Annotated in this window: 22 protein-coding genes; 5 read left to right on the forward strand and 17 right to left on the reverse strand. The window is 62.7% G+C overall.

Annotated features, from left to right (window positions below; translation table 11 throughout):
- Positions 1 to 14: 14 nt before the first annotated feature.
- The 16 genes from AC1VON_RS14600 to AC1VON_RS14675 form a co-directional block, all read right to left on the reverse strand.
- Positions 15 to 1,724, reverse strand: a complete 1,710-nt coding sequence (locus tag AC1VON_RS14600) for a trimethylamine N-oxide permease (RefSeq protein WP_483123865.1) — start codon at positions 1,722 to 1,724, stop codon at positions 15 to 17.
- 250 nt (positions 1,725 to 1,974) lie between these two features.
- Positions 1,975 to 4,344 carry a trimethylamine N-oxide demethylase gene (locus tag AC1VON_RS14605; protein WP_483123866.1) on the reverse strand — a complete coding sequence of 790 codons (2,370 nt, stop codon included), beginning with the start codon at positions 4,342 to 4,344 and terminating at the stop codon, positions 1,975 to 1,977.
- A 141-nt stretch (positions 4,345 to 4,485) separates the two neighbouring features.
- Positions 4,486 to 5,112 carry a sarcosine oxidase subunit gamma gene (locus tag AC1VON_RS14610; RefSeq protein ID WP_483123869.1) on the reverse strand — a complete coding sequence of 209 codons (627 nt, stop codon included), beginning with the start codon at positions 5,110 to 5,112 and terminating at the stop codon, positions 4,486 to 4,488.
- Complete coding sequence (locus tag AC1VON_RS14615; RefSeq protein ID WP_483123872.1) at positions 5,105 to 8,086, reverse strand: sarcosine oxidase subunit alpha; 2,982 nt, start codon at positions 8,084 to 8,086, stop codon at positions 5,105 to 5,107. Before AC1VON_RS14615 ends, AC1VON_RS14610 begins: the two co-directional genes overlap by 8 nt.
- A complete protein-coding gene (locus AC1VON_RS14620) occupies positions 8,086 to 8,361 on the reverse strand; it encodes a sarcosine oxidase subunit delta (protein WP_483123874.1) in 276 nt (91 codons plus the stop codon). Before AC1VON_RS14620 ends, AC1VON_RS14615 begins: the two co-directional genes overlap by 1 nt.
- Positions 8,362 to 8,371: 10 nt before the next feature.
- The gene (locus tag AC1VON_RS14625) at positions 8,372 to 9,625 is read right to left on the reverse strand and encodes a sarcosine oxidase subunit beta family protein (RefSeq protein WP_483123875.1); all 1,254 of its coding nucleotides are present in this window, start codon (positions 9,623 to 9,625) and stop codon (positions 8,372 to 8,374) included.
- Between the two features lie 36 nt (positions 9,626 to 9,661).
- Positions 9,662 to 10,969 carry a type III glutamate--ammonia ligase gene (glnT, locus tag AC1VON_RS14630; RefSeq protein ID WP_483123876.1) on the reverse strand — a complete coding sequence of 436 codons (1,308 nt, stop codon included), beginning with the start codon at positions 10,967 to 10,969 and terminating at the stop codon, positions 9,662 to 9,664.
- 33 nt (positions 10,970 to 11,002) lie between these two features.
- The gene (locus AC1VON_RS14635) at positions 11,003 to 12,331 is read right to left on the reverse strand and encodes an FMN-binding glutamate synthase family protein (RefSeq protein WP_483123878.1); all 1,329 of its coding nucleotides are present in this window, start codon (positions 12,329 to 12,331) and stop codon (positions 11,003 to 11,005) included.
- 6 nt (positions 12,332 to 12,337) lie between these two features.
- Positions 12,338 to 13,069 carry a GltB/FmdC/FwdC-like GXGXG domain-containing protein gene (locus AC1VON_RS14640; protein ID WP_172351488.1) on the reverse strand — a complete coding sequence of 244 codons (732 nt, stop codon included), beginning with the start codon at positions 13,067 to 13,069 and terminating at the stop codon, positions 12,338 to 12,340.
- A 4-nt stretch (positions 13,070 to 13,073) separates the two neighbouring features.
- Positions 13,074 to 13,970: a class II glutamine amidotransferase gene (locus tag AC1VON_RS14645; protein ID WP_483123881.1), complete on the reverse strand. Its 897-nt coding sequence runs from the start codon at positions 13,968 to 13,970 to the stop codon at positions 13,074 to 13,076.
- A gap of 85 nt (positions 13,971 to 14,055) precedes the next feature.
- Entirely contained in the window at positions 14,056 to 14,385 is a 330-nt protein-coding gene (locus tag AC1VON_RS14650) for a hypothetical protein (RefSeq protein ID WP_483123884.1), read from the reverse strand.
- Positions 14,382 to 15,071, reverse strand: coding sequence for a hypothetical protein (locus AC1VON_RS14655; protein WP_172351485.1), 690 nt, complete (start codon positions 15,069 to 15,071; stop codon positions 14,382 to 14,384). Before AC1VON_RS14655 ends, AC1VON_RS14650 begins: the two co-directional genes overlap by 4 nt.
- Before the next feature lie 45 nt (positions 15,072 to 15,116).
- Entirely contained in the window at positions 15,117 to 16,511 is a 1,395-nt protein-coding gene (locus tag AC1VON_RS14660) for an APC family permease (protein WP_172351484.1), read from the reverse strand.
- 14 nt (positions 16,512 to 16,525) lie between these two features.
- Positions 16,526 to 16,687, reverse strand: coding sequence for a hypothetical protein (locus AC1VON_RS14665; protein ID WP_172351483.1), 162 nt, complete (start codon positions 16,685 to 16,687; stop codon positions 16,526 to 16,528).
- A gap of 15 nt (positions 16,688 to 16,702) precedes the next feature.
- Complete coding sequence (locus AC1VON_RS14670) at positions 16,703 to 17,080, reverse strand: hypothetical protein (protein WP_483123890.1); 378 nt, start codon at positions 17,078 to 17,080, stop codon at positions 16,703 to 16,705.
- Between the two features lie 12 nt (positions 17,081 to 17,092).
- Positions 17,093 to 17,380 carry a hypothetical protein gene (locus AC1VON_RS14675; protein ID WP_172351481.1) on the reverse strand — a complete coding sequence of 96 codons (288 nt, stop codon included), beginning with the start codon at positions 17,378 to 17,380 and terminating at the stop codon, positions 17,093 to 17,095.
- A gap of 286 nt (positions 17,381 to 17,666) precedes the next feature.
- Here AC1VON_RS14675 and AC1VON_RS14680 point away from each other — a divergent pair, with 286 nt between their 5' ends.
- The 4 genes from AC1VON_RS14680 (at position 17,667) to AC1VON_RS14695 (ending at position 21,531) form a co-directional block, all read left to right on the forward strand.
- Positions 17,667 to 18,800, forward strand: a complete 1,134-nt coding sequence (locus AC1VON_RS14680) for an aminomethyl transferase family protein (RefSeq protein ID WP_172351480.1) — start codon at positions 17,667 to 17,669, stop codon at positions 18,798 to 18,800.
- Between the two features lie 41 nt (positions 18,801 to 18,841).
- Positions 18,842 to 19,438 carry a dimethylamine monooxygenase subunit DmmA family protein gene (locus tag AC1VON_RS14685; protein WP_483123897.1) on the forward strand — a complete coding sequence of 199 codons (597 nt, stop codon included), beginning with the start codon at positions 18,842 to 18,844 and terminating at the stop codon, positions 19,436 to 19,438.
- Positions 19,435 to 20,400 (forward strand): PDR/VanB family oxidoreductase, encoded by a 966-nt coding sequence (locus AC1VON_RS14690; RefSeq protein WP_483123900.1) that lies wholly within the window; start codon positions 19,435 to 19,437, stop codon positions 20,398 to 20,400. The genes AC1VON_RS14685 and AC1VON_RS14690 overlap by 4 nt, the downstream gene beginning before the upstream one ends.
- Before the next feature lie 90 nt (positions 20,401 to 20,490).
- Complete coding sequence (locus tag AC1VON_RS14695) at positions 20,491 to 21,531, forward strand: heme-dependent oxidative N-demethylase family protein (RefSeq protein ID WP_172351477.1); 1,041 nt, start codon at positions 20,491 to 20,493, stop codon at positions 21,529 to 21,531.
- Positions 21,532 to 21,576: 45 nt separating this feature from the next.
- On the opposite strand, the gene AC1VON_RS14700 is transcribed toward AC1VON_RS14695, so the two are convergent.
- The gene (locus AC1VON_RS14700; protein WP_483123906.1) at positions 21,577 to 22,296 is read right to left on the reverse strand and encodes a helix-turn-helix domain-containing protein; all 720 of its coding nucleotides are present in this window, start codon (positions 22,294 to 22,296) and stop codon (positions 21,577 to 21,579) included.
- A 261-nt stretch (positions 22,297 to 22,557) separates the two neighbouring features.
- On the opposite strand from AC1VON_RS14700, the gene AC1VON_RS14705 reads away from it, so the two are divergent.
- Positions 22,558 to 23,916: an NAD(P)-binding domain-containing protein gene (locus tag AC1VON_RS14705; RefSeq protein WP_483123910.1), complete on the forward strand. Its 1,359-nt coding sequence runs from the start codon at positions 22,558 to 22,560 to the stop codon at positions 23,914 to 23,916.
- Positions 23,917 to 23,926: the final 10 nt, after the last annotated feature.

A 23,926-nucleotide genomic window follows, 5' to 3' on the forward strand; every position in this document is an offset into this window, starting at 1 on the left:
TTAAGTTGCCTCTGTCAGATGACGAATATCCAGTTGGCGATCAGCATCACGACCACGCCGGCGACCAGCGTCAGATAGGGCAGCATGCCCGCTTTCTTCACCGAGAGGTCAGTTCCCGTCATGCCGAGATCGGCCAGCATGTGGTCGGGAAACTTGCCCTTGTCCTGGATGTAGTGGCGGAAGCAGAACACCGGAATGATCAGCGCCGCGGTGATCAGCCCGGCCCACAGCGCCATCGGGTTCCACACCTTGGCGCCGGCGCCCATGAAGATCGCGTTGACATAGGCGAAGATGGCTCCGATTCCGAGCAGCCAGGTCGGCGCCTTCCATGGCCGTGCGATATGGCCGTTGTCGATGCGGTGGATCCAGCCGGCATTGAGGTTGAGGAAATTGAAGATGATGTAGCCGCAGTTCGACACGGCGAGGATGAAGAAGAAGCTCGTCGCATCGGCCGAGGCGATGGCCAGTACGATCAGGTTGAAGCAGAGGTCGGTCCACATGGCACGGGTCGGCGCGCCATGCTCGTTGACGTGGCTGAGATAGCGCGGCAGCCAGCCGTCAACCGAGCCTTGATAGAGCGTGCGCGAGGAGCCGGCCATCGCCGTCATGATGCACAGCACCAGCGCCAGGATCATCAGCATCACCAGCAGGCTGTGGATGAGCTTGCCGCCGCCTACCATGCCGGCAAGCGCGTCAGCGACGCCGGAGCCGTCGACGATCGGCGTTGCCAGCATGCCGTTGAGGCCCAGCACGCCCTGGAAGGTGAAGGGCACCAGGATGAACAACAGCATGCAGAGCAGGCCGGAATAGAAGATGGCCTTGAACGTGTCGGTGCCGGGATTTTTGAATTCGGAAGTGTAGCAGACGGCGGTCTCGAAGCCGTAGGTCGACCAGGCGGCGATGAACAAGCCGCCGAGCACCAGCGTCCAGCCGGCGATGTTCCAGGCGCCTGGCTCGGGCGCATAGGCGGCGGCCAGCGGCACCAGCGGCGAGAAATTCGCCCAGTTGATCTGCCCGGTGACGATCGGCACGACGCCGACGATGAGCATCGGGATGATGACCAGCAGGCCGATATACTTCTGTACATTGGCGGTGCCGAGGATGCCGCGATGCTGGATCGAGAAGATGATCAGCATCAGCACCGCGCCGATGAAGAAGGTCGCATTGAACGTGAAGGAAACCGGACCCAGCGTGTGGCTGTACAGCGTCCAGTTGCGGATTGCGGGCGTTGCGGCCGCGGTCACGGCGGTGATGGCGTCGGCGGGTGCCGTTCCGGCATGCGCCGCGATATAGGCGACGACTTCCGCCGAGGTCTCGGTGAACAGCGGCACCGGCGCCAGCGCGTTGAGGATATAGGCGGCGGCGATTGAGCAGCCGAGCGACAACACCGGCGACCAGGCGAACCAGTTGCACCACACCGACAGCGGCGCGATGAACTTGGAATAGCGCAGCCAGGCTGTGGCGCCGTAGATCGAGGCGCCGCCGGACTTGTTCGGGAACAGGCCGGCGATCTCGGCATAGGTGAAGGATTGCAGGAAACCCATGATCATGGACACCGTCCAGATCAGGAAGGCCAGCGTCCCGGTCGTGCCGGCAATGCCGCCGATCGAAAACAGAACCAGTGCCGGAACGCCGCTTGCCACCCAGAAGGCGCCGCGCCAGTCGATATGCCTGAGCAGCTTGCTCTCGGCAGGCTGTTCCAGGGTCGTGCTTATGGTGCTCATGTCAGTGACTTCCCCTTTTCGATGTTCCCCGCCGGCGATGCCTCGACTTTGCGAAGCTTGCTCCCCGGCCCATGACGACACGACTCCAATGTTTCCACTCAGTCGTTTTTTTTTCTTAAGAGTGAAGATTGATCCGGCGCGCTTTCAGGTCAAGCGTTTTGTGAAACCGTACACATCACGCTTGCGCGCGCACGCAAGCATACGCCTCGCGGCGCTGCTGGCGCGGTTTTGCCTGTCCTGAAGGCAATGCTCAGGAACGCGGTCTGGTCTTCTGTGGATCGTAGTGGGCGAAGGCGACGACACGCGCCGGCAGCCTTTTGGCATGGCCGTCGAGCTTGCCGATCTCAACCTCGGTGCCGATGGCCGCATGGGTGACGTCGAGCCGAGCCAGCGCGATGTTCCTGTTCAGGACCGGCGAACGCATGCCCGAGGTGACGACACCGATCTGGGCACGGCCGACATGGACGCAATCGCCATGGCCGACAGCGACATTGGCGTCGATGTCGAGGCCGACCAGTCTGTTTTGCGGGTTTTCCTTGCGCCGGATCAGCGCCTCGCGGCCAACGAAATCATCGGTCTTGCTCTTCAGCGGCACGGTGAAGCCGATGCCGGCCTCGAACGGGTCGGTCTGGTCCGAGAATTCGTAGCCGGCGAAGATCAGTCCGGCCTCGATGCGCACCATGTCGAGCGCCTGCAGGCCCATTGGCTTCAACCCATGCGGCTGGCCGGCTTGCCATATGGCGTCGAACACCTTTTCTGCGTCGCGCGGATGGCACCATATCTCGTAGCCGAGCTCGCCAGTATAGCCGGTGCGTGAGACGACGACCGGTACGCCGTTGCCGCCGCCGATGCGGGCGACGGCGAAGCGGAACCATTCGAGCTCATCAATCGATGGCTGCAACGGTGAAGTCCAGATCACTTCTCTGAGGATGTCGCGGCTTTTCGGGCCCTGCACGGCGACATTATGCATCTGGTCGGTCGACGAGCGCACCAGCACGTTGAGGTCGAGCTTTTTTGCCGTCTCGCGCAGCCATTCGCCGGAAAGATCGTCGCCCCCGACCCAACGGAAATTGTCCTTGCCGAGCCGCAGCAGCGTGCCGTCGTCGATCATGCCGCCATGCTCGTAACACATGGCGGAGTAGACGACCTGGCCGACGCCGAGTTTCTTCACATCGCGGGTCAGCGTGTATTGTAGCAGCGCTTCGGAATCCGGGCCGGTGACCTCGAACTTGCGCAGCGGCGACAGGTCCATGATCACCGCGTCCTGCCGGCATGCCCAGTACTCGGCTATCGGCCCATCCTTGGCGAAGGAGTTGGCCAGCCAATAGCCCCTATACTCGACGAAGTTGCGGGTGTGCTTGGCAAAGCTCGAATGAAAGGCTGTCTCGCGGGTCATTTTCGGTTCCGAATCGGGCGTCATGCGTCTGGCGATCGCTCGCGAGAATTTGTGCTGGCCGGAATAGGTCCGCACGTGGATGTCGGTCAGGTCCCAGCCATTGGCCGGCGTCGTGTCGTCGGGGCAGGCGGAGGAAACGCAGACGATGTCGGTGAGCGCGCGCAGCAGCACATAGTCGCCTGGCCTGGACCACGGCTCGTCAGACACCATGACGCCGTGCGCGTCGATCGCCGTGTTGAAGAAGAAGTTGATCGCCATCCAGCCGGCGCGGGGATTGACGCCCTTGTCCGACAACGCGCGGTTGAAGTTCTCCGAGCAATTGGTGTGACCTGGATAGCCGATGTCGTCGTAATATTTGGCCGCGCAAGCGAGCGCGAAGGCGTCATGCCGGCCACACGTGTCCTGCACCACCTCGACCAGCGGCTCCATGTCCTGGTCATAGTACTTCGAATGCAGGCCGGGCATCGGATAGCTTGATCCCATCAGCGTGCGTGTCGTGGTCACGTCGAGCGGATGGTCGAGCCCCTTGTCGAGCTTGCGCGCCGAAAAGCACTGGAAGTCGGTGCACTGGCGCCCGTCGACATCGATGATCTGCAGATAGTCGCCCGCCTTGACGAAATAGGATTCGGCGGTTGCCGAGTGCACCCTGAGGTCGAGCACCGGATCGGCGAGTGGATCGGCCAACTGCGATTTTGTCTTCAGGCGGATCGTGGCGCGGCGCACGACAACCGTAAGCGGCGTTGCCGTGTCGTGGCCATCGACCAGCATCGGGCCGCCGGGTGCAGCGACGATCATCGAGCCGTCGCGAGCGACGATGAAACCCTGTTCGGTGCCTGCAGGGGTGGCACTGCCGAAGACGCGGACTGCCTTGGCCTGGTCAAGCTGAACTTGCCGGCGCGCGATGCCCCGCCGCAGGGCAGCGAGACTGTCATCGCCTTCGGTCAGCAACGCCTTGATGCCTGCGGCATTGCTGTTGGATCTTTCGCCGAGGATGGCGGCATCGGTGGCGCCTGTGACGTCCCAGGCCAGCAGTTCGCAGGCCTGGCCACCCTCGACATTGCGGACCGTGATCGTATCGCCGGCCTCGACCTCGATCAGCGCCGCGCCATTGCCCTGGATCGTATAGCGTTCCATGCCCGGCGGCAGCGCGATCTGGCCGGGCCTCAGGATGAGGCTTGGGCGCGGCGGTCCTGCTGTGACCGTGGGGTAGGGCGACTGATTCATCTCAGCCTTGCGGTTCGAGAAACAAGTTTGCCTGTGTGTGAAATTATTTTAGCAACAAGAATAGCAGCGCGGTTGCGTTTGGCAAGGCGGCTGCTCTTTCTTGCTTCCCCGCAAGGGAGAAGGAGGAGGCGCGTACAAGCGCTAAGTCAGTTCCTCGGAATGCTCGATGTTGACGCCATACTCCGCAGATGAGTCCAGCATCGTGTGCCACAGGCTTTCGGCAAAAGTCGCAAACACAAGAACGTTGAACACCGCCGACCCATCCGCCCCGTCATTGCCGCGCCAGAGCGTGACGCTGGTGTGATCCATCGAGGTCGCGGCAGCCGTCCCAACCGCGAACGTATCGGGATGCAGATCGATCGAAGACAGCTTGGCCAGCATTGCGCGTGCCTTGGCGCCGGAGACACTGATCAGTACGCGCGCATGCGATTGGTCGGACAGCGACGTCGATGCGGCAAAGGCAGGCGCAAGCGCTCCCGTCCCATGCTTGCCGCCCTTGGACAGGACAAAAAACTGATCCGGTCCCGACCAGATCAGTGTTGCGTCCGCCGCGGCGATCGCGTTCGGCGTTTCCGGAGCGGCAACGCCGAACCTGCCCTTCGCGGCCTTGGCCATGTCGGCTGCCTTGCCGCGCCGCGCCATCACCTGGACGAGGTCGAAATTGCGGATCTCGGTCAGCAAGACGCCGACATCGCCACGTGCGCCATACGCACCCGATACGAGCGCCCGCTCGAGCGGACTGCGGATGTCCCAGGAAAACTCAGCCACGCTGGCGCCCTCCATCCGGATCGTAGAAGACGGGATTGCACAGTTCGACATCATAGTCTTCGCCGCGTATCGGGTCATGCGCATGGACGATCTCGCCGATGCGTTCGCGGCCGCGCTCGACGAGCGCGAGCCCGATCCACTGGTCTGATGTCGGCGAGAAGCAGACCGAGGTGATATAGCCTTGGTCGTTGCCTGGCCCGGGCGTCTGCCCCTTCGGGATAATGTGCGCACCGGAGCGCAGCCGGCACGCTCTGTCCGTGGGCTTGACGCCGACGACGACCTGACGATCCGGCGCTGCCAGCGCCTCGCGGCCGGCCATGACACGGCCGATGAAATCTTTCTTGGTGGACATCATCTTGCCGAGGCCAAGGTCGGCGGCCGTCGTCGTGCCGCTCAGTTCCGGTCCGGCGATGTGACCCTTCTCGATGCGCATCACGCCGAGCGCCTCGGTGCCGTAAGGCGTGACGCCGAATTGTCTGCCGGCCAGCATCAGATTGCGCGCCATCGCTTCACCATAGCGCGCTGGCACGGAAATCTCGAACGCCATCTCGCCGGAGAAGGAGATGCGGAACAGCCGCGCCTTGATGCCGCCGCGCAAGGCGACTTCGCGCGCGCCCATGAATGGAAAACCTTCGTTCGACAGGTCTTCCGCCGGGTCGACGATCCCCTTGAGCAGATCGCGGGTTTTCGGTCCGGCGATGGAGAACTGCGCCCATTGGTCGGAGACCGAGGTCAGCTGGACGTCGAGTTCCGGGAACAGCACTTGCCGGCAGTATTCGAGATGCTGCATCACCAGTCCGGCCTTCGCCGTGGTGGTGGTGAGGAAGTAATGGTCCTCGGCCAGCCGCGACGTCGTGCCGTCGTCGTAGACGATGCCGTCCTCGCGCAGCATCAGCCCGTAGCGCGCCTTGCCGACGGCGAGGTTGGAGAAAGTGTTGATGTAGACGCGGTCGAGGAAGGCGCCGGCATCCGGGCCGTGCACGTCGATCTTGCCGAGCGTCGAGACATCGCAGAAGCCGACGCCGCTTCGCACCGCCCTGACCTCGCGGGTCACCGATTCCAGCCAGTCCTTCTCGCCGGCGCGGGGATACCATTGCGCGCGCTTCCACAGCCCGGTGTCGACGAAGACGGCACCCTGTTCGGCTGCCCAGTGATGCGACGGCGTCAGCCGCGTCGCGTGGAAAGTCTCGTCGCGATGATGGCCGGCAAAGGCACCGATGGCAACCGGCACATAAGGCGGCCGATAGATCGTCGTGCCTGTCTCGGGAATGGAGCGGCCGCTCACCGCCGCCATGATGGCGAGGCCGGCAACGTTCGAGGTCTTGCCCTGGTCGGTCGCCATGCCGAGCGTCGTGTAGCGCTTCAGATGTTCGACCGATTCAAAACCCTCGCGCTGCGCCAGTTCAATGTCGGAGGCGGTGACATCGTGCTGGTAGTCGACGAAGGCCTTGCCCTTGCCGGCGACATGCCAGAGCGGCGTTAGGGAGAACGCCTCGTCGTCGGCGCCGGGCGCGGTGCCTGCCTTGCCTTCATGTCCTGCATCACGCGCCGCCGCCGCGCCGGCGGCAAACCCCTGGCTCAGACAGGCGCCGAGGCCGAAATCGCCGTTGGCCGCACCCGCTGCGACCATGCCGGGAGGTGCGCCGTCGGGGACGAAGGCGGCGATGTCGTCGCGCCATTTTGGCCGGCCGCGATGATACGAGGTGAGCCCGACCGCCGGATTCCAGCCACCGGAAACGGCAAGCCCGTCGGCCTCGACCTCCGCGCGCGCCCCACCGGTCAGCGACACGATGATTTTCCTCACGCCATCCTTTCCGCCGTCAACGCCACTGACAGCGCCGTGCAGCACCGGGAAGTCGCCCTTGGAGGCAAGTGAGCGATGGGCAGGGGAGACGTCGGCCCGCGCGTCGATCACTGCGGCGATCTGCAGTCCGGTTGCAAGTGCGGTCTCGACCGTGCGCCAGCCATCCTCATTGTTGGTGAACAGCGCGACGCGTTTTGCGGGAGTGGCGGCGTAGCGCTTGACATAGGTGCGCATCGCCGAGGCCATCATCACACCGGGCGTGTCGTTGCCGGCAAAGACGATCGGCCGTTCGATGGCACCGGCCGCGACGACACAGCGCTTCGCCACGATCCGCCACATCCGCTGGCGGACCTGGTGTTCGGGCGGCGAGGGCAGGTGGTCGTTGACCCGCTCCAGCGCGCCATAGGTGCCGCCATCGTAGACGCCGAACAGCGTCGTGCGGGTCATGATGCGGACATCGGGCATTGCCGCGAGCTCGGCCAGCGTCCGCGACAGCCATTGGCCGGCCGGCAGGCTATCGATCGTGCCGCCATCCGAGAGCAGGCGGCCGCCGAGCGCAAAATCCTCTTCGCACAGGATGACGCGGGCGCCGCTGCGGCCCGCAGCAAGTGCCGCCGCAAGGCCAGCCGGACCGGAGCCTGCGATCAGCACATCGCAATGCGCCCAGGCCTTGTCGTAGTGGTCGGGATCGGCAACACCGGCGGCGCGGCCAAGGCCCGCGGCGCGGCGGATCGCCGGCTCGTAGATCGCTTCCCAGAACTTCGCCGGCCACATGAAGGTCTTGTAGTAGAAGCCGGCAACGAAGATCGGGGCGAACAGCTGGTTGACCGACATGACGTCGAAGCGCAGTGACGGCCAGCGGTTCTGGCTGGCTGCTTCCAGCCCCTCGTAGAGCTCCGCCGTCGTTGCCTTGGTATTCGGCTCACGCCGGGCGCCGGTGCGCAACTCGACCAGCGCGTTGGGCTCTTCCGAGCCTGATGTCAGGATGCCGCGCGGGCGATGGTACTTGAACGAGCGGCCGACCAGCTTGACGCCATTGGCAACGAGCGCGGACGCCAGCGTGTCACCCTGGAAGCCGGAAAAGCTCTTGCCGTCGAAGCGGAAGTTCAACTGCGCCGAGCGGTCGATGAGACCGCCATTGTCCAGCCGGTTTGTCTGCGCGCCGGCCATCACGCGTCAACCTTCGCGGCACCGGCGCCCGGTGCCGGTTCGACTGCGGAAATCTCATGCGTCAGCGTGTTGCGCGTGACCTTCAGCCAGGCCCGGCATCCGCCGCCATGATACCAGTTCTCGCTCATCACGCCGGCGATGTTGTCGCGCAGATAGACATAGTCGTAAACCTCGTCTTCCGCAGCGCCAGCCGCCGGCCGCACCGGTTTGGCGTCGCCGAGATAGGTGAACTCGCCGAGTTCGCGTTCGCCGCAGAAGGGACAGACAATACGCATGTGACCGTCCTCAGTGCAGGTTCGGTTGGGCGCCCTGGCCCTTTTCGTCGATCATGGCGCCAGTCCGGAACCGGTCGAGGCGGAACCGTGCTGCCTCCTCGTGCGGCGTGTCGCGGGCCAGAAGATGGGCAAAGACAAAGCCGGAACCTGGCGTTGCCTTGAAGCCGCCATAGCACCAGCCGGCGTTGAGATAGAGCCCGTCGACCGGCGTCTTGTCGATGATCGGCGAACCGTCCATCGACATGTCCATGATGCCGCCCCACTGGCGCAGCAGGCGCACGCGGCCGATCATCGGCATCAGTGCCATGCCGCCCTCGCAGACATCCTCCATCACGGGCAGATTGCCGCGCTGGGCGTAGGAATTGTAGCCGTCAATGTCGCCGCCGAAGACCAGCCCGCCCTTGTCCGACTGGCTGACATAGAAATGGCCGGCGCCGAAGGTCATGACGTTGGGGATCAGCGGCTTGATCGCCTCGGAGACGAAGGCTTGCAACACATGGCTTTCGATCGGCAGGCGCAGCCCCGCCATATCAGCGACGCGCGACGAGGAGCCGGCGACCGCCATGCCGACCTTGCCGGCGCCGATCCTGCCGCGCGAGGTCTCGACGCCGGTTACCTTGCCGTTGGCGTCCCAGACAAAGCCTGTCACCTCGCAATTCTGGATGATGTCGACGCCGAGCCCGCTCGCCGCATGGGCGTAGCCCCAGACCACGGCGTCGTGCCGCGCCGTGCCGCCGCGCCGCTGCAACAGCCCGCCTTGCACTGGAAAGCGCGCATTGTCGAAATTCAGGAAGGGCATCATCTTCTTGACTGCTGCGAGGTCGAGCAGTTCGGCGTCGATGCCGTTGATACGCATGGTGTTGCCGCGCCGCGCATAGGCGTCGCGTTGCGCGTCCGAATGGTAAAGGTTGATGACGCCGCGCTGGCTGACCATCGAATTGTAGTTGAGATCCTGCTCCATCCGCTCCCACAGCTTCATCGACAGTTCGTAGAAGCCGGTATTGCCGGGCAGGCCGTAATTGGAGCGGATGATGGTGGTGTTGCGGCCGGCATTGCCGGAGCCGATCCAGCCCTTTTCCAGCACCGCGACGTTCCTGATGCCGTATTCGCTGGCGAGGAACCAGGCCGTGGCCAGGCCATGGCCGCCACCACCGACGATCACCACGTCATAGCGATCCTTCGGCGTGGCGTCGCGCCAGGTACGCTGCCAGGTCTTGTGGCCGGAAAGGGCGGCACGAGCGAGCGAGAAGATCGAGTATTTCATCAGTTCATTCCGAGGTCGCTCGCACCGCTGGTATGGCTAGATGTCCAGCGTGTGGTCGCGCTCCCATTGCGTGAAGTGCGAAGCATAGGAATTCCATTCCTGGTGCTTCAGCTTTAGGTAAGCCGACGAGAATTCCTCACCCAGCGCCGTCTTCAGCGATTTATCCTTGTCGAACTCCCTGAGCGCGTCGAGCAGGTTGAGCGGCAGTTTAGGCGCGCCCTTCACCGTGTGGCCGTGCTGGTACATGTCGATATCGTAACGCTTGCCGGGGTCGGCCTTCGAGCGGATGCCGTCGAGGCCGGCGGCGATGATGACGGCCTGCAACAGATAAGGGTTGGCCGCACCGTCCGGCAGGCGCAGTTCGAAGCGGCCGGGGCCTGGCACGCGCACCATGTGGGTGCGGTTGTTGCCGGTCCAGGTGACGGTGTTCGGCGCCCAGGTCGCGCCCGAGATGGTGCGTGGCGCGTTGATACGCTTATAGGAGTTGACCGTCGGGTTGGTGATCGCGGCCAAGGCCGAGGCATGCTTCATGATGCCGCCGAGGAAATTCTTGCCCTTGGCCGACAGGCCGAGCTCCATCGAATTGTCGGCGAAGACATTGGTCTTGCCGGCCTTGTCCCACACCGAGATGTGGGCATGGCAGCCATTGCCGGTCAGGCCTTGGAACGGTTTTGGCATGAAGGTGGCGCGCAGGCCGTGCTTCTCGGCCACCGACTTGACCATGAACTTGAAGAACGAATGCTTGTCGGCGGTTGCCAGCGCATCGTCGAAGGCCCAGTTCATCTCGAACTGGCCGTTGGCATCCTCGTGGTCGTTCTGGTAGGGCCCCCAGCCCAGCGCCAGCATGTGATCGCAGATCTCGGCGATGACGTCGTAGCGGCGCATCACGGCCTGCTGGTCGTAGCAGGGCTTTGAGGCCGTGTCGTACTTGTCGGAGATGACGCTGCCGTCCGGGGAGATGAGGAAGAATTCGGCTTCGACGCCGGTCTTCACATGCATGCCGTCGCCGGCAGCCTCCGAGATCAGTCGCTTCAGCGTGTTGCGTGGCGCCTGGTCGACCTCCTTGTCGTCCATGACGCAGTTGGCGGCGACCCAGGCGACGTCGGGCTTCCATGGCAGCTGGATGACCGAATCCGGATCCGGCACCGCCAGCATGTCCGGATGCGCCGGCGTCAGATCAAGCCAGGTGGCGAACCCGGCGAAGCCGGCGCCGTCCTTCTGCATGTCGGCGATGGCTTGCGCCGGCACCAGCTTGGCGCGCTGGCCACCGAACAGGTCGGTGTAGGAGATCATGAAATATTTGACGCCGTTCTCCTTGGCGAATGCGGCGAGATCGTTCCCCATTATGTAGTTCCCTCGCTTATGGATTTCGTGATGTTAGAAGCCGTTCTTCCCCGGTATCCAGTTGGTGCCGGCCAGCGGTACGCCAGCCATGGCGGCGGCTTCGATGGTGAGCGCGACGAGATCCTCGGGCTCGAGATTGTGCAGGCTGTTCTTGCCGCAGGCGCGGGCGATGGTCTGCGCCTCGACCGTCATCACCTTGAGGTAGTTGGCCAGCCGGCGGCCGGCGGCCACCGGGTCGACCCGCTTCATCAGTTCGGGATCCTGCGTGGTGATACCGGCGGGGTCGCGGCCCTCATGCCAGTCGTCATAGGCTCCGGCCGTGGTGCCGAGTTCGTTGTACTCCGCCTCCCAGCGCGGATCGTTGTCGCCGAGCGCGACCAAGGCTGCCGTGCCGATCGAGACGGCATCGACGCCTAGCGCCAGCGCCTTGGCGACATCGGCGCCGTTGCGGATGCCGCCGGAGACGATCAGCTGCACCTTGCGGTGCATGCCGAGATCTTGCAGCGCCTGCACCGCCGGCCTGATGCAAGCGAGCGTCGGCTGGCCGACATTTTCAATGAACACTTCCTGCGTGGCGGCCGTGCCGCCCTGCATGCCGTCGACCACGACGACATCGGCGCCGGCCTTCACCGCAAGCGCTGTATCGTAATAGGGGCGCGCGCCGCCGACCTTGACGTAGATTGGCTTTTCCCAGTCAGTAATTTCGCGCAGTTCGAGGATCTTGATCTCGAGATCGTCGGGTCCGGTCCAGTCGGGGTGGCGTGAGGCCGAGCGCTGGTCTATGCCCTTGGGCAGCGTGCGCATCTCTGCGACACGGTCGGAAATCTTCTGGCCGAGCAGCATGCCGCCGCCACCGGGCTTGGCGCCCTGGCCGACAACGACCTCGATGGCATCGGCCCGGCGCAGGTCGCGCGGGTTCATGCCATAGCGGGATGGCAGGTACTGATAGACCAGCGTCTTGGAATGGCCGCGCTCTTCCTCGGTCATGCCGCCATCGCCCGTGGTGGTCGAGGTGCCGGCCAGCGTCGCGCCTCGACCGAGGGCTTCCTTGGCCGGGCCGGACAACGAGCCAAAGCTCATCCCGGCGATGGTGATCGGGATCTTCAGTTCGATCGGCTTCTTGGCATGACGGGAGCCCAGCACGACACTGGTGTCGCAGCGCTCGCGATAGCCTTCGAGCGGATAGCGCGAGATCGAGGCGCCAAGGAACAGAAGATCGTCGAAATGCGGCAGCTTGCGTTTGGCGCCACCGCCACGGATGTCATAGATGCCGGTTGCCGCGGCGCGGCGGATTTCGGAAAGCGTGTAGTCGTCGAAGGTCGCGGATTTGCGCGGCGTCGTCGGCGGATTCTTGTAGGTCATGCTGCCTCAATACGCGTCGGCGTTGTCGATATTGAAATTGTAGAGCGTGCGCGCCGAGCCGTAGCGCTTGAACTCCGACGGCTTGACGCCGGTGATGCCGGCGCGGTCGAGCAGGCCTTGCAGCAACTCGAGATGCTCGGGCCGCATCTCCTTGGCGATGCAGTCGGCACCCAGGCTGTCGACCTTGCCGCGCACGAACAGCCGCGCCTCGTAGATGGAATCGCCCAGCGCATCGCCGGCATCGCCCAGCACCACCAGATTGCCGGACTGCGCCATGAAGGCCGACATGTGGCCGATATTACCGTGCACGACGATGTCGATGCCCTTCATCGAAATGCCGCAGCGCGACGACGCGTTGCCTTCGATGACCAACAGGCCGCCCTTGCCGGTTGCGCCGGCATACTGGCTGGCATCGCCTTTCACGATGATCGATCCCGACATCATGTTCTCGCCGACACCGGGGCCCGCCGAGCCATGGACGGTAATGGTGCTGCCGGAATTCATGCCGCCGCAGTAGTAACCGACGCTGCCACGCACATCGATGGTAACAGGTTGGTCGACCCCGACGGCGACCGAATGGCTGCCCTTCGGGTGCAGCACTTCCCATGCCGTTTCATTCGAGCCGGGAGCCAGATTGTGCAGCGCCTGGTTGAGCTCGCGCAGCGACGACACATCGAGATCGAAGATTCGGGAGGCGTGGTCTTGCGTCGCGGCCTTCGAAAGTTTGGTTGCCGGCATGAACTCAATGCTCCCAGAAATAGACGGTTGCGGGTTCCGGTTCCCAGACCCTCGCATTGTCTATGCCGGGCAGCTTGGTCAGCGCGCGATATTCCGAGCCGAAGGCGACATACTGGTCGGTCTCGGCCATGACGGCGGGCTTGCAGGCGATCGGATCGCGCACGACGCCGAAGCCGTTCTTGGTGCCGACGACGAAGGTAAAGAAGCCGTCGAGATCGGAGAGCGTGCCTTCCAGCGCTTCGCCGAGATTCTTGCCATGCGCCATCTGCGAGGAGAGATAGGCGGCCGCGACTTCGGTATCGTTCTCGGTCTCGAATTTCATGCCTTCGCGAACCAGCTCGCGGCGGACATTGTTGTGGTTCGAAAGCGAGCCATTGTGCACCAGGCACTGGTCGGCGCCGGTCGAGAACGGATGCGCGCCCATCGTCGTCACCGCCGATTCCGTTGCCATGCGGGTGTGGCCGATGCCATGCGTGCCAGTCATGCTGCGGACGTCGAAACGGTCGACCACCGCCTCTGGCAGGCCGACTTCCTTGTAGATTTCGACAACGTCGCCGGCACCCATGATGCGGATGTCGGGACGCAGTGCCTGGATGGCCTCGCGCGCTTCGTCGATCTTGGCGGGCGTGGTCCTGACCACGGCATGGGTCGATTTCACCGCGATGCTCACCGGCGTTCCGATGGCCTTGGCGAGTTCGGTGTCAAGTCCGCGGAAATCGCGCTCCGGCTTGGCCGATTGGATGGTAATCTTGGCTTGATTCTTGGAAGGCGCGCCGTAGATGGCGATGCCGGCGCTGTCCGGGCCGCGATCGCTGAGCGAGATCAGCATCTGTGACAGCATCGAGCCAAGTTGAGGCTCAAGCGACTTGTCCTTCAAAAAAAGTCCGACGATTCCGCACATGTCAGCCTCCCGGCGTTTGTAGCTAGACGATGATGTATCGAATGAGTCCCATAAATTCAATCATATGAAAAAAATTTTCCTCTAGTTACGTATGCGGCGCAATGCCGCCATGCCCACTATCGCTGTCCTGCCGGGCACTGTGAACCCATTGGGCATGGCGGATGCGGGCCAACTTGTAGGCATCGAGGACCGACAAGGCATAGATCAGGAAGCCCCCCGCATGGCGGCCGACGAAGCTGGCATCAGGCGGGGCGATCTTGGCCGTCACCCATGCCAGGATCACCATGAAGAAAAGAAACTGCAGGCCGCGCACCGGCACTCCGAGAATGACATGTCCGCTAGCCGGCAGGACGATTGCCGCGCTGAGTACCAGATAGGGGTTTGGAGGCGCGGGTGCGGCGGCTGAATTGGTCATGCGGCTTGCCTGTCGTTTCTGTTGATGGCGTCGCGAAGCGTCGACGCTGATTCCAGCAGTCTCTCGATCTGTGTCGGGTCCAGCGTGGCGTCGCCAAATTCGGCTTGCCGGAAGACGCCGTAGCGCGCGCGTTCCGCCTCCGCCAGCAGCCAGACGATGCGCACTCCGTTCGGAGTGATCAGCAGTTCCTTGGCGCGCCCTTCGGAAAAGATCCCCAGGTGATCGGCGATGATCTCCTGCGGGAAGCGGACGCCTTTGCGATCCGTCCGCACCACAGCCTCGGCCGGCAATGCCGAACTCTTCGGCAGCGTATGATCGAGATGATCGAAATTGGAGAAGGTCGTTGGCGACCCCGGCCGCATCATCATGTCGAAAGTGCCTGGCACCGCCACCTTTTCGGTGATGGAGGCGCTCAGCCAGCGCGCCGGAAGTTTTCTCGTCGCGAGCGTGTCGACGATGGTGCGTATCTGGACGCGCTGGCCATTCCAAGATCCTTCCCAGGTGAGGACACCGGCGGTGCCGTCCGAAACATCGGCTGCGTCGGCAATGACGGTGCGGATGTTGGCTTGTTCGACGGCGAGCGCCACTGCCGCCCTGTTGCGGCTGGCGCGCGCCAGCCAGGCAAGGTGAAGGACGAGGGCCAGGACAATTGCTCCGGCAAGCAGTGCTGACGTCACGTCGGACATTTCGTCATGCCAGGCCCGCCCAGTATCCGGACGGGCCTTCTCCCATCAATAGCCCTGGGGCTTCGGCCACGGCATGGTGAACTGGTCGCCGCGCCGCACGAATTTGTAGCGGTAGAAATGGAACCACAGCGAGATCAGGAAGTAGAAGGCGACCATCGCGATCAGCTGCGAACCGAAGCCGAGGAAGATCGCGAAGAAGGTCACCACGCACAGGCAGAACAGCACGATCGCCGGCAGCGGATGGAAGGGGTGCGTGTAGCCGCGGCGGATCGAGCCGAGCGGCCACTTCTTCCTGAACATGATGATGTTGATGCTCATGAACGTATATTGCAGCACGCCCGACAGGATCGAGAAGGTGATCGCCTGGTTGAGGTCGGCGATGAAGGCGAAGGCAAGCGCGATCGGCAAAAGGAACAGGATCGAGCGATAGGGCGTGCGATATTTCGGGTGTACGGCCGAGAACCAACTCGGCAGATAGCGGTCACGGCCGAGCGAGAACCAGGCCCGTGCCGCGTCGTTGATGCAGCCATTGGCCGACGCAAGCGCCGCCAGCAGCGTCGCGATGAACAAAAGGTTCTCGAGCAGCGGGCTGCCGGTCAGCTTGCCCGCGTCCCACAGCGGATAGTAGGTGATGCCGAGATATTCCCACGGCATCAGGGAGGCGCAGACATACCAGGTCATGGCGGCGGCGATCAGAAGCGTGATCATGCCAGCCATGGTGCCGTAGGGCAGGGAGCGGGCCGGCGAGCGCACTTCCTCGGCCGCCTGCGTTGTGCCTTCGATGCCGAGATAAAACCAGATGCCGAACTGGAAGGCGGCGATGACGCCGATCCAGCCATAGGGCAGAGCGTTTTCGGGAGTGACCAGCTCATTGAGCTTCAGCACGGCGCCTTGCGTCCACGGGCTGACCGAGAAGAACAGGATGACGATAGCGATATAGGCGATCGCGGTGATGACGAAGTTGACGTTAAGCGTCATCAGCACGCCGCGATAGTTGAGCCACGCCAGCACCACGATGGTGGCGGCGATGAAGGAATTGTGCGTGAGCCCTTCGACGCCGGCCTTGGCGACGATGGTGTCGCCGAGCAGGATGGCATCGGACACTTCCAGCATGGTGTAGGCGAAGACCAGGAACAGCGCGACGTTGAAAGCCATCAGCGGTCCGACGATGTGCTTGGCCTGCGCGTATTGGCCGCCGGCAGCGGCGACGGTCGATGTCACCTCGGAATCGATCATGGCGACCGAGGTGTAGAGCAGCCCGACGATCCAGCAGACGATCAGCGCCGCCAGCGCGCCACCCTTGTCGGCGGCAAAATTCCAGCCGGTGAACTCGCCGACCAGCACGATGCCGACGCCGAGCGCCCAGACATGGGCCGGGCCAAGCACGCGTAGCAGTGAGACCCTGTCCCCGTGGATTACCGGCTCAAGCGTGATCGTCATTGTTCAATCCCCACTCAGATCCGGTGTTTTTCGGAAACGGCTTCAAGCTCGCCTTCGCGTGAGGAAGTCAGGACATCCTCGGTATAGGTGGTATCCACCTTGAACCAGTCGTAGAGCATCCACAGCGCGAGCACGATCGATATGCCCCAAGATGCGTAAGAGAGTGCCACCCACATGATGCGTCCCCCGGATTACTTGTCGTCGAACTTTTCGTTGATGACGTCGCGATATTCGCGGTCGGATGCGCGGAACAGGAAGACGAAATAGCCGATCAGCACCGCCGCCATGATGATCAGCGTCGGCCAGTCGATGACGTAGTGGAAACGGTTCTGGATGATGTCGTGCGCGGTTTCGGGCGTGTAGCCGAGCTTTTCCCAGATCGAGGCCATCGTCGGGTTCTGGCCAAGCGCTTCCCAGGTCTTGGCGTCGAGCGCGTCGATGGATTTGGCGGCTCCGGCAAGACCCAGTTTCAGCGGCAGCCACAGCGCCACGAATATGGCGACGACCACCACGACGATATCGAAGATCTGCCCGGCCTTGCTCTGCTCCGGCGGCGTGTAGCGGGACATGCTCTCTACCCCTCAGGACTTGCGGTTGCGGAAGGCGTCGGCGTTCTTGATATCGAGCCCGTAGATGAAGTCCTTGTCTTCCTTGTAGTGCTTGACCATCGCCAGGATGGCGGCCGTGTTGAAGATCAGCACCGCGGCGGCCGCGATTGCCACCACGAGCTTGATCCCGGCATCGGGTATGTGTGGCCAGGTCATCAGCAGGACGAAGAGGATCGTCGCCCACAGGCAGATGATCAGCAACGCGGCTCCGCGCAAGTCGGAACGGTACAGCGCTTCGATGCGCTGCTGCAGGTCTGACATCGGTTTCTCCCCTTTTCCCGGCGCCCGGTTCCGAATCCTCCGCGCACCGCTCTCTTTCAAGAGAGTGAAATTTTTTTCATAAATTCAGACCGTTTCCCGCAATTGTCAAGATGAATTTACGTCGGGTTAACCATTTGCTCGGGACGGCCAATTTTGCCTGACAATGAAATTATTTGCTTTCAGGGGATTGCGGCTCTCCCGCGTTTGCGGTCAATATTCAAGCCAAAGCTCCGGCCTCCGCGCCAAGGAGCAGGGAACAGTGGATTTTTGAACGGAGGACGAGCGGATGACGGCATCCTGGAGATTTTCGACCCTGGCGGATCGCCACCGCGCGCTGGGTTCGAAGCTCGAAGACTGGAGCGGCATGGGGACCGCCTGGACCTACGACAAGGACGCCGACGAAGAGTACATCGCCATCCGTACCAAGGCCGGTCTGATGGACGTGTCGGGGCTCAAGAAGGTTCACATATCAGGGCCGCATGCCTCGCATCTCATCGACCTTGCCACCACGCGCGACGTGGAGAAGATCTATCCGGGCAAGTCGGCCTATGCCTGCATGTTGAACGAGGCGGGAAAATTCACCGACGACTGCATCCTCTACCGCACCGGCCCGAACAGCTGGATGGTGGTGCATGGTTCGGGCACCGGCCATGAGGAATTGCAGCGCGCCGCGATGGGCCGCGATGTCTCGCTGCGCTTCGACGACAATCTGCACGATCTGTCGCTGCAGGGACCGACTGCAGTCGATTATCTGGCCAAGCACGTGCCCGGTATCCGCGATCTCAACTACTTCCATCATATGCAGACGCAGCTGTTTGGTTTCCCGGTGATGATCTCGCGCACCGGTTACACCGGCGAGCGCGGCTACGAGATCTTCTGCCGCGGCCAGGACGCCGGCACGATCTGGGACAGGATTCTCGACGAGGGCAAGAGCGCCGGCATCATTCCGTGCCGCTTCACCACGCTCGACATGCTGCGTGTCGAAAGTTATTTGCTTTTCTACCCCTACGATAATTCCCAAAAGTATCCGTTCGAGAACGAAGGCCCCGGCGACACGCTGTGGGAGCTCGGCCTCGACTTCACCGTCAGCCCTGGGAAGACCGGCTTCCGTGGGGCCGAGGAACACTACCGGCTGAAGGGCAAGGAGCGCTTCAAGATCTATGGCGTGCTGCTCGACGGCAAGGAGCCCGCCGACGAAGGCGCACCAGTCTACCGCGACGGCAAAAAGGTCGGCGTGGTGACATGTGCCATGTATTCGCCGCTGGTCAAGAAATCGATGGGCATCGCCCGCCTCGACGTCGACTGCGCGGTCAAGGATACCAAGCTCGAGATCCGCAACAAGAGCGGATCGATCAAGGCGACCGCGCAGCCCTTGCCTTTCGACGATCCCAAAAAGACCAAGCGTACCGCCAAGGGTTGAGGCATCATAAACAGCGAGGGGTTTTAAGGCACAAAGAGAGAATGGCAGCCAAGACCATCATCAGCCGGCCCATTTACGGGACCCTGTCCCCGCAGCCCGGCAAGCATCATCTTTTCATCGCCGATGCGGAAGGCGCGCTGGCGATCGTCGATATGGCAAAGATGGCTCCGCCCGGTTTCTTCGACGGGGCCGAGATCGTCTTTATCCCGGGGCCCGACAGCAAGCATATCGGCGCGCTCGAAGGGCTGAGGCCGGCCCAGTTCCATCTCGCGCCGTCCTTCGCCAGCCTGCTGCCGAGGCTGAAGCAGACGCTGGCCAATGCCCATATGGGCCTGCGCCTCTACCTCGCCGGCACCGAAGGCCTGATCGGCCAGGCCATGCAAGTGGCGCTCGAAGCCGGCATCGACCATACCTCCATGCAGACCGAGCATCGCGGTTCCTTGGCACGGCGCATGCAATGCGTGCACTGCAAAGGCATCACCGAAAACGTGACGACGCAGCCCGCTACCTGTTCGCATTGTGGGCTGCTGCTTCTGGTGCGCGATCACTATTCCAGGCGCCTCGCCGCTTTCCAGGGCGTGTGCATCAACGCCGAGGATCGCTCTGAGAATCCTCCGATGGAGGAGGCCTTCCCATGAGCACCGGCACCACCAAGCTTGATGTCGTGGTCAGCGACGTCGTACCGGTCAACGAACTGGTCACCCGCTTCCATTTCCGCCGGCGCGACGGGCAGATGTTGCCGACCTTCTCCGGCGGCGCCCATGTTGTGGTCGAGATGCGCGACGGCGATCGCACCCGGCTCAATCCCTATTCGCTGATGGGCTCGCCGCTCGACACGCGCGAATATACGATCTCGGTGCGCCGTGACGATGTCGGCCGCGGCGGCTCGCTGTTCATGCATCGGAGCGTCAGGCCGGGGCTGGAGATGGTGATCAGCTACCCGGTCAATCTGTTCTCGCTCGACCTGCGTGCAAAAAAGCACCTGATGCTTGCTGGCGGCATCGGCATCACGCCCTTCATGGCGCAGACCGCGCAGCTGGCCGGGGAGGGCGGCAATTTCGAACTGCACTACACCTGCCGCACCGCCTCGCTCGGCACCTATGCCGACGTGCTGCGGGAGCGTTACGACAGACGCATCAGGCTCTACCATGACGACCGCGACGAGCGTATCGACCTTGACCGGCTGCTGTCGACGCAGCCGCTCGGCACGCATCTCTATGTCTGTGGCCCGGCCGGCATGATCAACTGGGTGCGTGACCGTGCGGCAAGCCTGGGCTGGCCGTCGGAAGCCGTGCATTTCGAGCATTTCGCGGCACCCCAGCCCGGACTGCCCTTCGACGTGACGCTGGCCGTCAGCGGCAAGACGATCCGCGTCGGCGAACAGCAGAGCCTGCTCGAGGCCATCGAGGCGGCCGGCGTGGATCCGCCCTATCTCTGCCGCGGCGGCGTCTGCGGCCAGTGCGAGACCAACGTCATCTCCTACGATGGCAAGTTCATCCACAACGACCACTGGCTGAGCGAGGAAGACCATCGCTCCGGTTGCAAGATCATGCCGTGCGTGTCGCGCTTCGAGGGCCGGTCGCTGGTGCTGGAGCGGTAGAGCATTTTGCAGCCAAGTGGATACACTTGGCGTCGCAGAAATGCGGCTAAACAAAGAGATAGAGCGGGCATCCCGCTCTAGGAGGAAATCATGGGCATCACCTTTCGCAAGGAAACGTTCCGCGACGATTTCACCTTCAGGAACAGCCCAGAGCATATCAGGCGGTTCCCGTTCCCGTTCCACGAAGACGCCTATATGTATGCCGTCAACATCGAGCCGCATGTCGTCGGCCCAAAGGGCAGCGTGCTGGAGAACCTGATCGATGTCGACGAACACTATGTCGCCGAGATGCAGGATCGCGCTTTGGTGCTGGCCGAGGATCCGCTGCGCTGCCAATCGTTGCCGCACATGACGCTGGCCGGCTGGGACCTGCTTGAGCTTTTGATGGAGCAGCAGGCGCTTGGTTATCCCGAGCATTTCACGCTGACGCGCGACGGTGATCGCTGGCGCTGGATCAACCGGCCGCTCGGCATCGACGATACCTTCACCTTCGGCGACACCTCGACGCTGCCTTACGGCCCGATGGAATATATCACGAGGCAGAGCCAGGGCGATTTCTGCATCCTCGATCAGCGCGACGGCAATCTGTGGATGGATGCCGGCATGGTCACCACCCAGGCCGACTGGTCGCTCGATTTCGACATAGGGATGAATTTTTTCGAGTGGCACGCGCCGGTGCCGCTGGCGCATGAGAAGGGGATTTTTACCCGGGCGCTGAAGTTCCTCACCAACATCCAGCAAGGCAAGCCGGCGCGTCGTCTCAACTGGACGATGACCATCAATCCGCGCCTCGACACAAGCCCGGAAAATTATCACAAATGGGGTCCGGACCGGACAACCGTGACGCCGGAAAATGTCGGCGACAAGGTCCATCTGCGCGTCGAGCTGCAGAGCTTCTGGCGGCTGCCGCGCTCCAACGGCATCGTCTTTCCGATCCGCTGCTACCTGATCAAGATGGACGAGTTGGTGACGCAGCCGAAATGGGCGCGGCGCCTGCACCGCGTCATCCGCGACCTGCCTGAAGAACTCGCGACCTACAAGGGCCTTACGCGCTACCGCCCGACGCTGGTGGAGTGGCTGTCGAGGCTGGATGACGGGAGTGTTACCAGCCCGGGGTTTGGGCCGGACTAAGCTGCCGCCGAAGCTGCTAATCTCCCCCACGAGGGGGGAGATTAGCTAACCCGCGCTGTTCTGCGGGTAGCAAATAATCGACAAATACCGCATCGGCAGTTTCGTCAGCTGTTCGGGTCCGTGTGGCGCGTCCGCGTCGAAGAACAGGCTGTCGCCGGGCTTCATCGGATAGAGGTTGCCGCCGTGCCGGTAGACGACCTCGCCTTCCAGCATATAGAGGAACTCCATCCCTTCATGCTGGAAGGTCGGGAACACATCGGAGTCCTCGGTCAGGCTGATCAGATAGGGCTCGACGACGACGCCGCTGGTGTTGGAGCCGATATGGCCAAGCAGATTGTACTGGTGACCAGCACGTGTGCCGCGGCGCTCGACATCGAGGCCTTCGCCGGCTTTGACGAAGACAGCACTTCGCTCTTCCTCGAAGCGACGGAAGAAAGCGGTGACGGGAACGCCGAGCGCCCGTGACAGCGCCTGCAAGGTGGTCAGCGACGGCGAGGTTATGCCGTTCTCGATCTTCGACAGCATGCCCAGCGAAATGTCGGTGGCGACAGCGAGATCGGCGACGGTGATGCCGAGCTTCTTGCGGAACGCCCGCACCTCGCGGCCGATCGCGACCTCCAGCACTTTCTCGCGTGTGTCGCGGATGGCGTGCGGGTTCTGCGTCAGCGGCGCGCGGATGGTTTTGCCGTCCGCCGAGGCCTTCGGCAGCGGCTTGGCTTTTGCGGGACCAGGACGAGCCTTCGAACCGGAAATTGTCTTTGCCATCTCGCCCCCGCAACCTCAGGATTTATTTCACTCACGGTGAACATCTCAGGTGCCGATACATGAGCGCAACCGCGACGGCAAGCCATCTTGTGTCGCATGTGCCGGCTCGGCGATTGTAATCGCTGCGGGTTTTTCGTCAGGAATCCGTTGCGCGCAAATGCCGTTCCAGCAGATGTCTGTTGACAGCGCGGAAGGGCCAATTACTGTCACTCCCAGTGAAATTTGTTTCGCTGGGGAAATCAAAAAAGAGGAGGCCTGGAAATGAAAACTCGCGTTGCCGTCATCGGAGCCGGACCGTCCGGGCTGGCACAGCTCAGGGCCTTCAAGTCGGCTGCCGACAAGGGCGCCGAGATTCCCGAAATCGTCTGCTTCGAAAAGCAATCCGACTGGGGCGGCCTGTGGAACTACACCTGGCGCACCGGCCTCGACGAACATGGCGACCCCGTGCACGGTTCGATGTACCGTTATCTCTGGTCGAACGGGCCAAAGGAGTGCCTGGAATTCGCCGACTACACTTTCGAGGAGCATTTCGGCCGGCCGATCGGTTCCTATCCGCCGCGCGCCGTGCTGTGGGATTACATCAAGGGCCGCGTCGAAAAATCCGGCGTGCGCAAATGGGTGCGCTTCAACAGCCCCGTGCGCATGGTCACTTTCTCGGACGAGACCAAGAAATTCACCGTCACCGCGCATGACCGCACCAACGACGTCACCTATTCCGAAGAATTCGACAATGTCGTCGTTGCCTCCGGGCATTTCTCGGTGCCCAATGTGCCCTATTTCGAAGGTTTTTCCACCTTCAACGGCCGCATCCTGCACAGCCATGATTTTCGCGACGCCATGGAGTTCAAGGGCAAGGACATATTGATCATCGGCCGCTCTTATTCAGCCGAGGACATTGGTTCGCAATGCTACAAATATGGCGCCAAATCGATCACCTCCAGCTACCGCTCCAAGCCGATGGGCTTCAAATGGCCGGAGAATTGGAAGGAAGTGCCGCTGCTGCAGAAGGTGGTCGGCAAGACGGCTCACTTCAAGGACGGTACCACCAAGGATGTCGACGCCATTATCCTGTGCACCGGCTACCTGCATTCCTTCCCCTTCCTCACCGACGATCTGAAACTCAAGACCGCCAACCGCATGTGGCCGCTGGACCTCTATGAGGGCGTCGTCTGGGAGAAGAATCCGAAGCTGTTCTATATTGGCATGCAGGATCAGTTCTACACCTTCAACATGTTCGACGCGCAGGCCTGGTACGCTCGCGACGTCATCATGGGCCGTATCAAGCTCCCCTCCGCCAAGGCGATGGCCGAGCACAGCGCCAAGTGGCGCGCGCGCGAGGAAACGCTGGAAGACGCCGAGCAGATGATCTGGTTCCAGGGCGACTACACCAAGGAACTGATGGAGCAGACCGACTATCCGGGTTTCGATGTCGAGGCGGTCAACCAGACCTTCATGGAGTGGGAGCACCACAAGGCGGAAGACATCATGAGTTTCCGCGATCACGCCTACCGCTCGCTGATGACCGGCACCATGGCGCCGCTGCACCATACGCCGTGGCTGCAGGCGCTGGACGATTCCATGGAGAGCTATCTCGAAGTGAAGGGCGTCGCGGCGGAATAGGCCGCGGCGC

Source organism: Mesorhizobium sp. HAY1-8B (assembly GCF_056868045.1).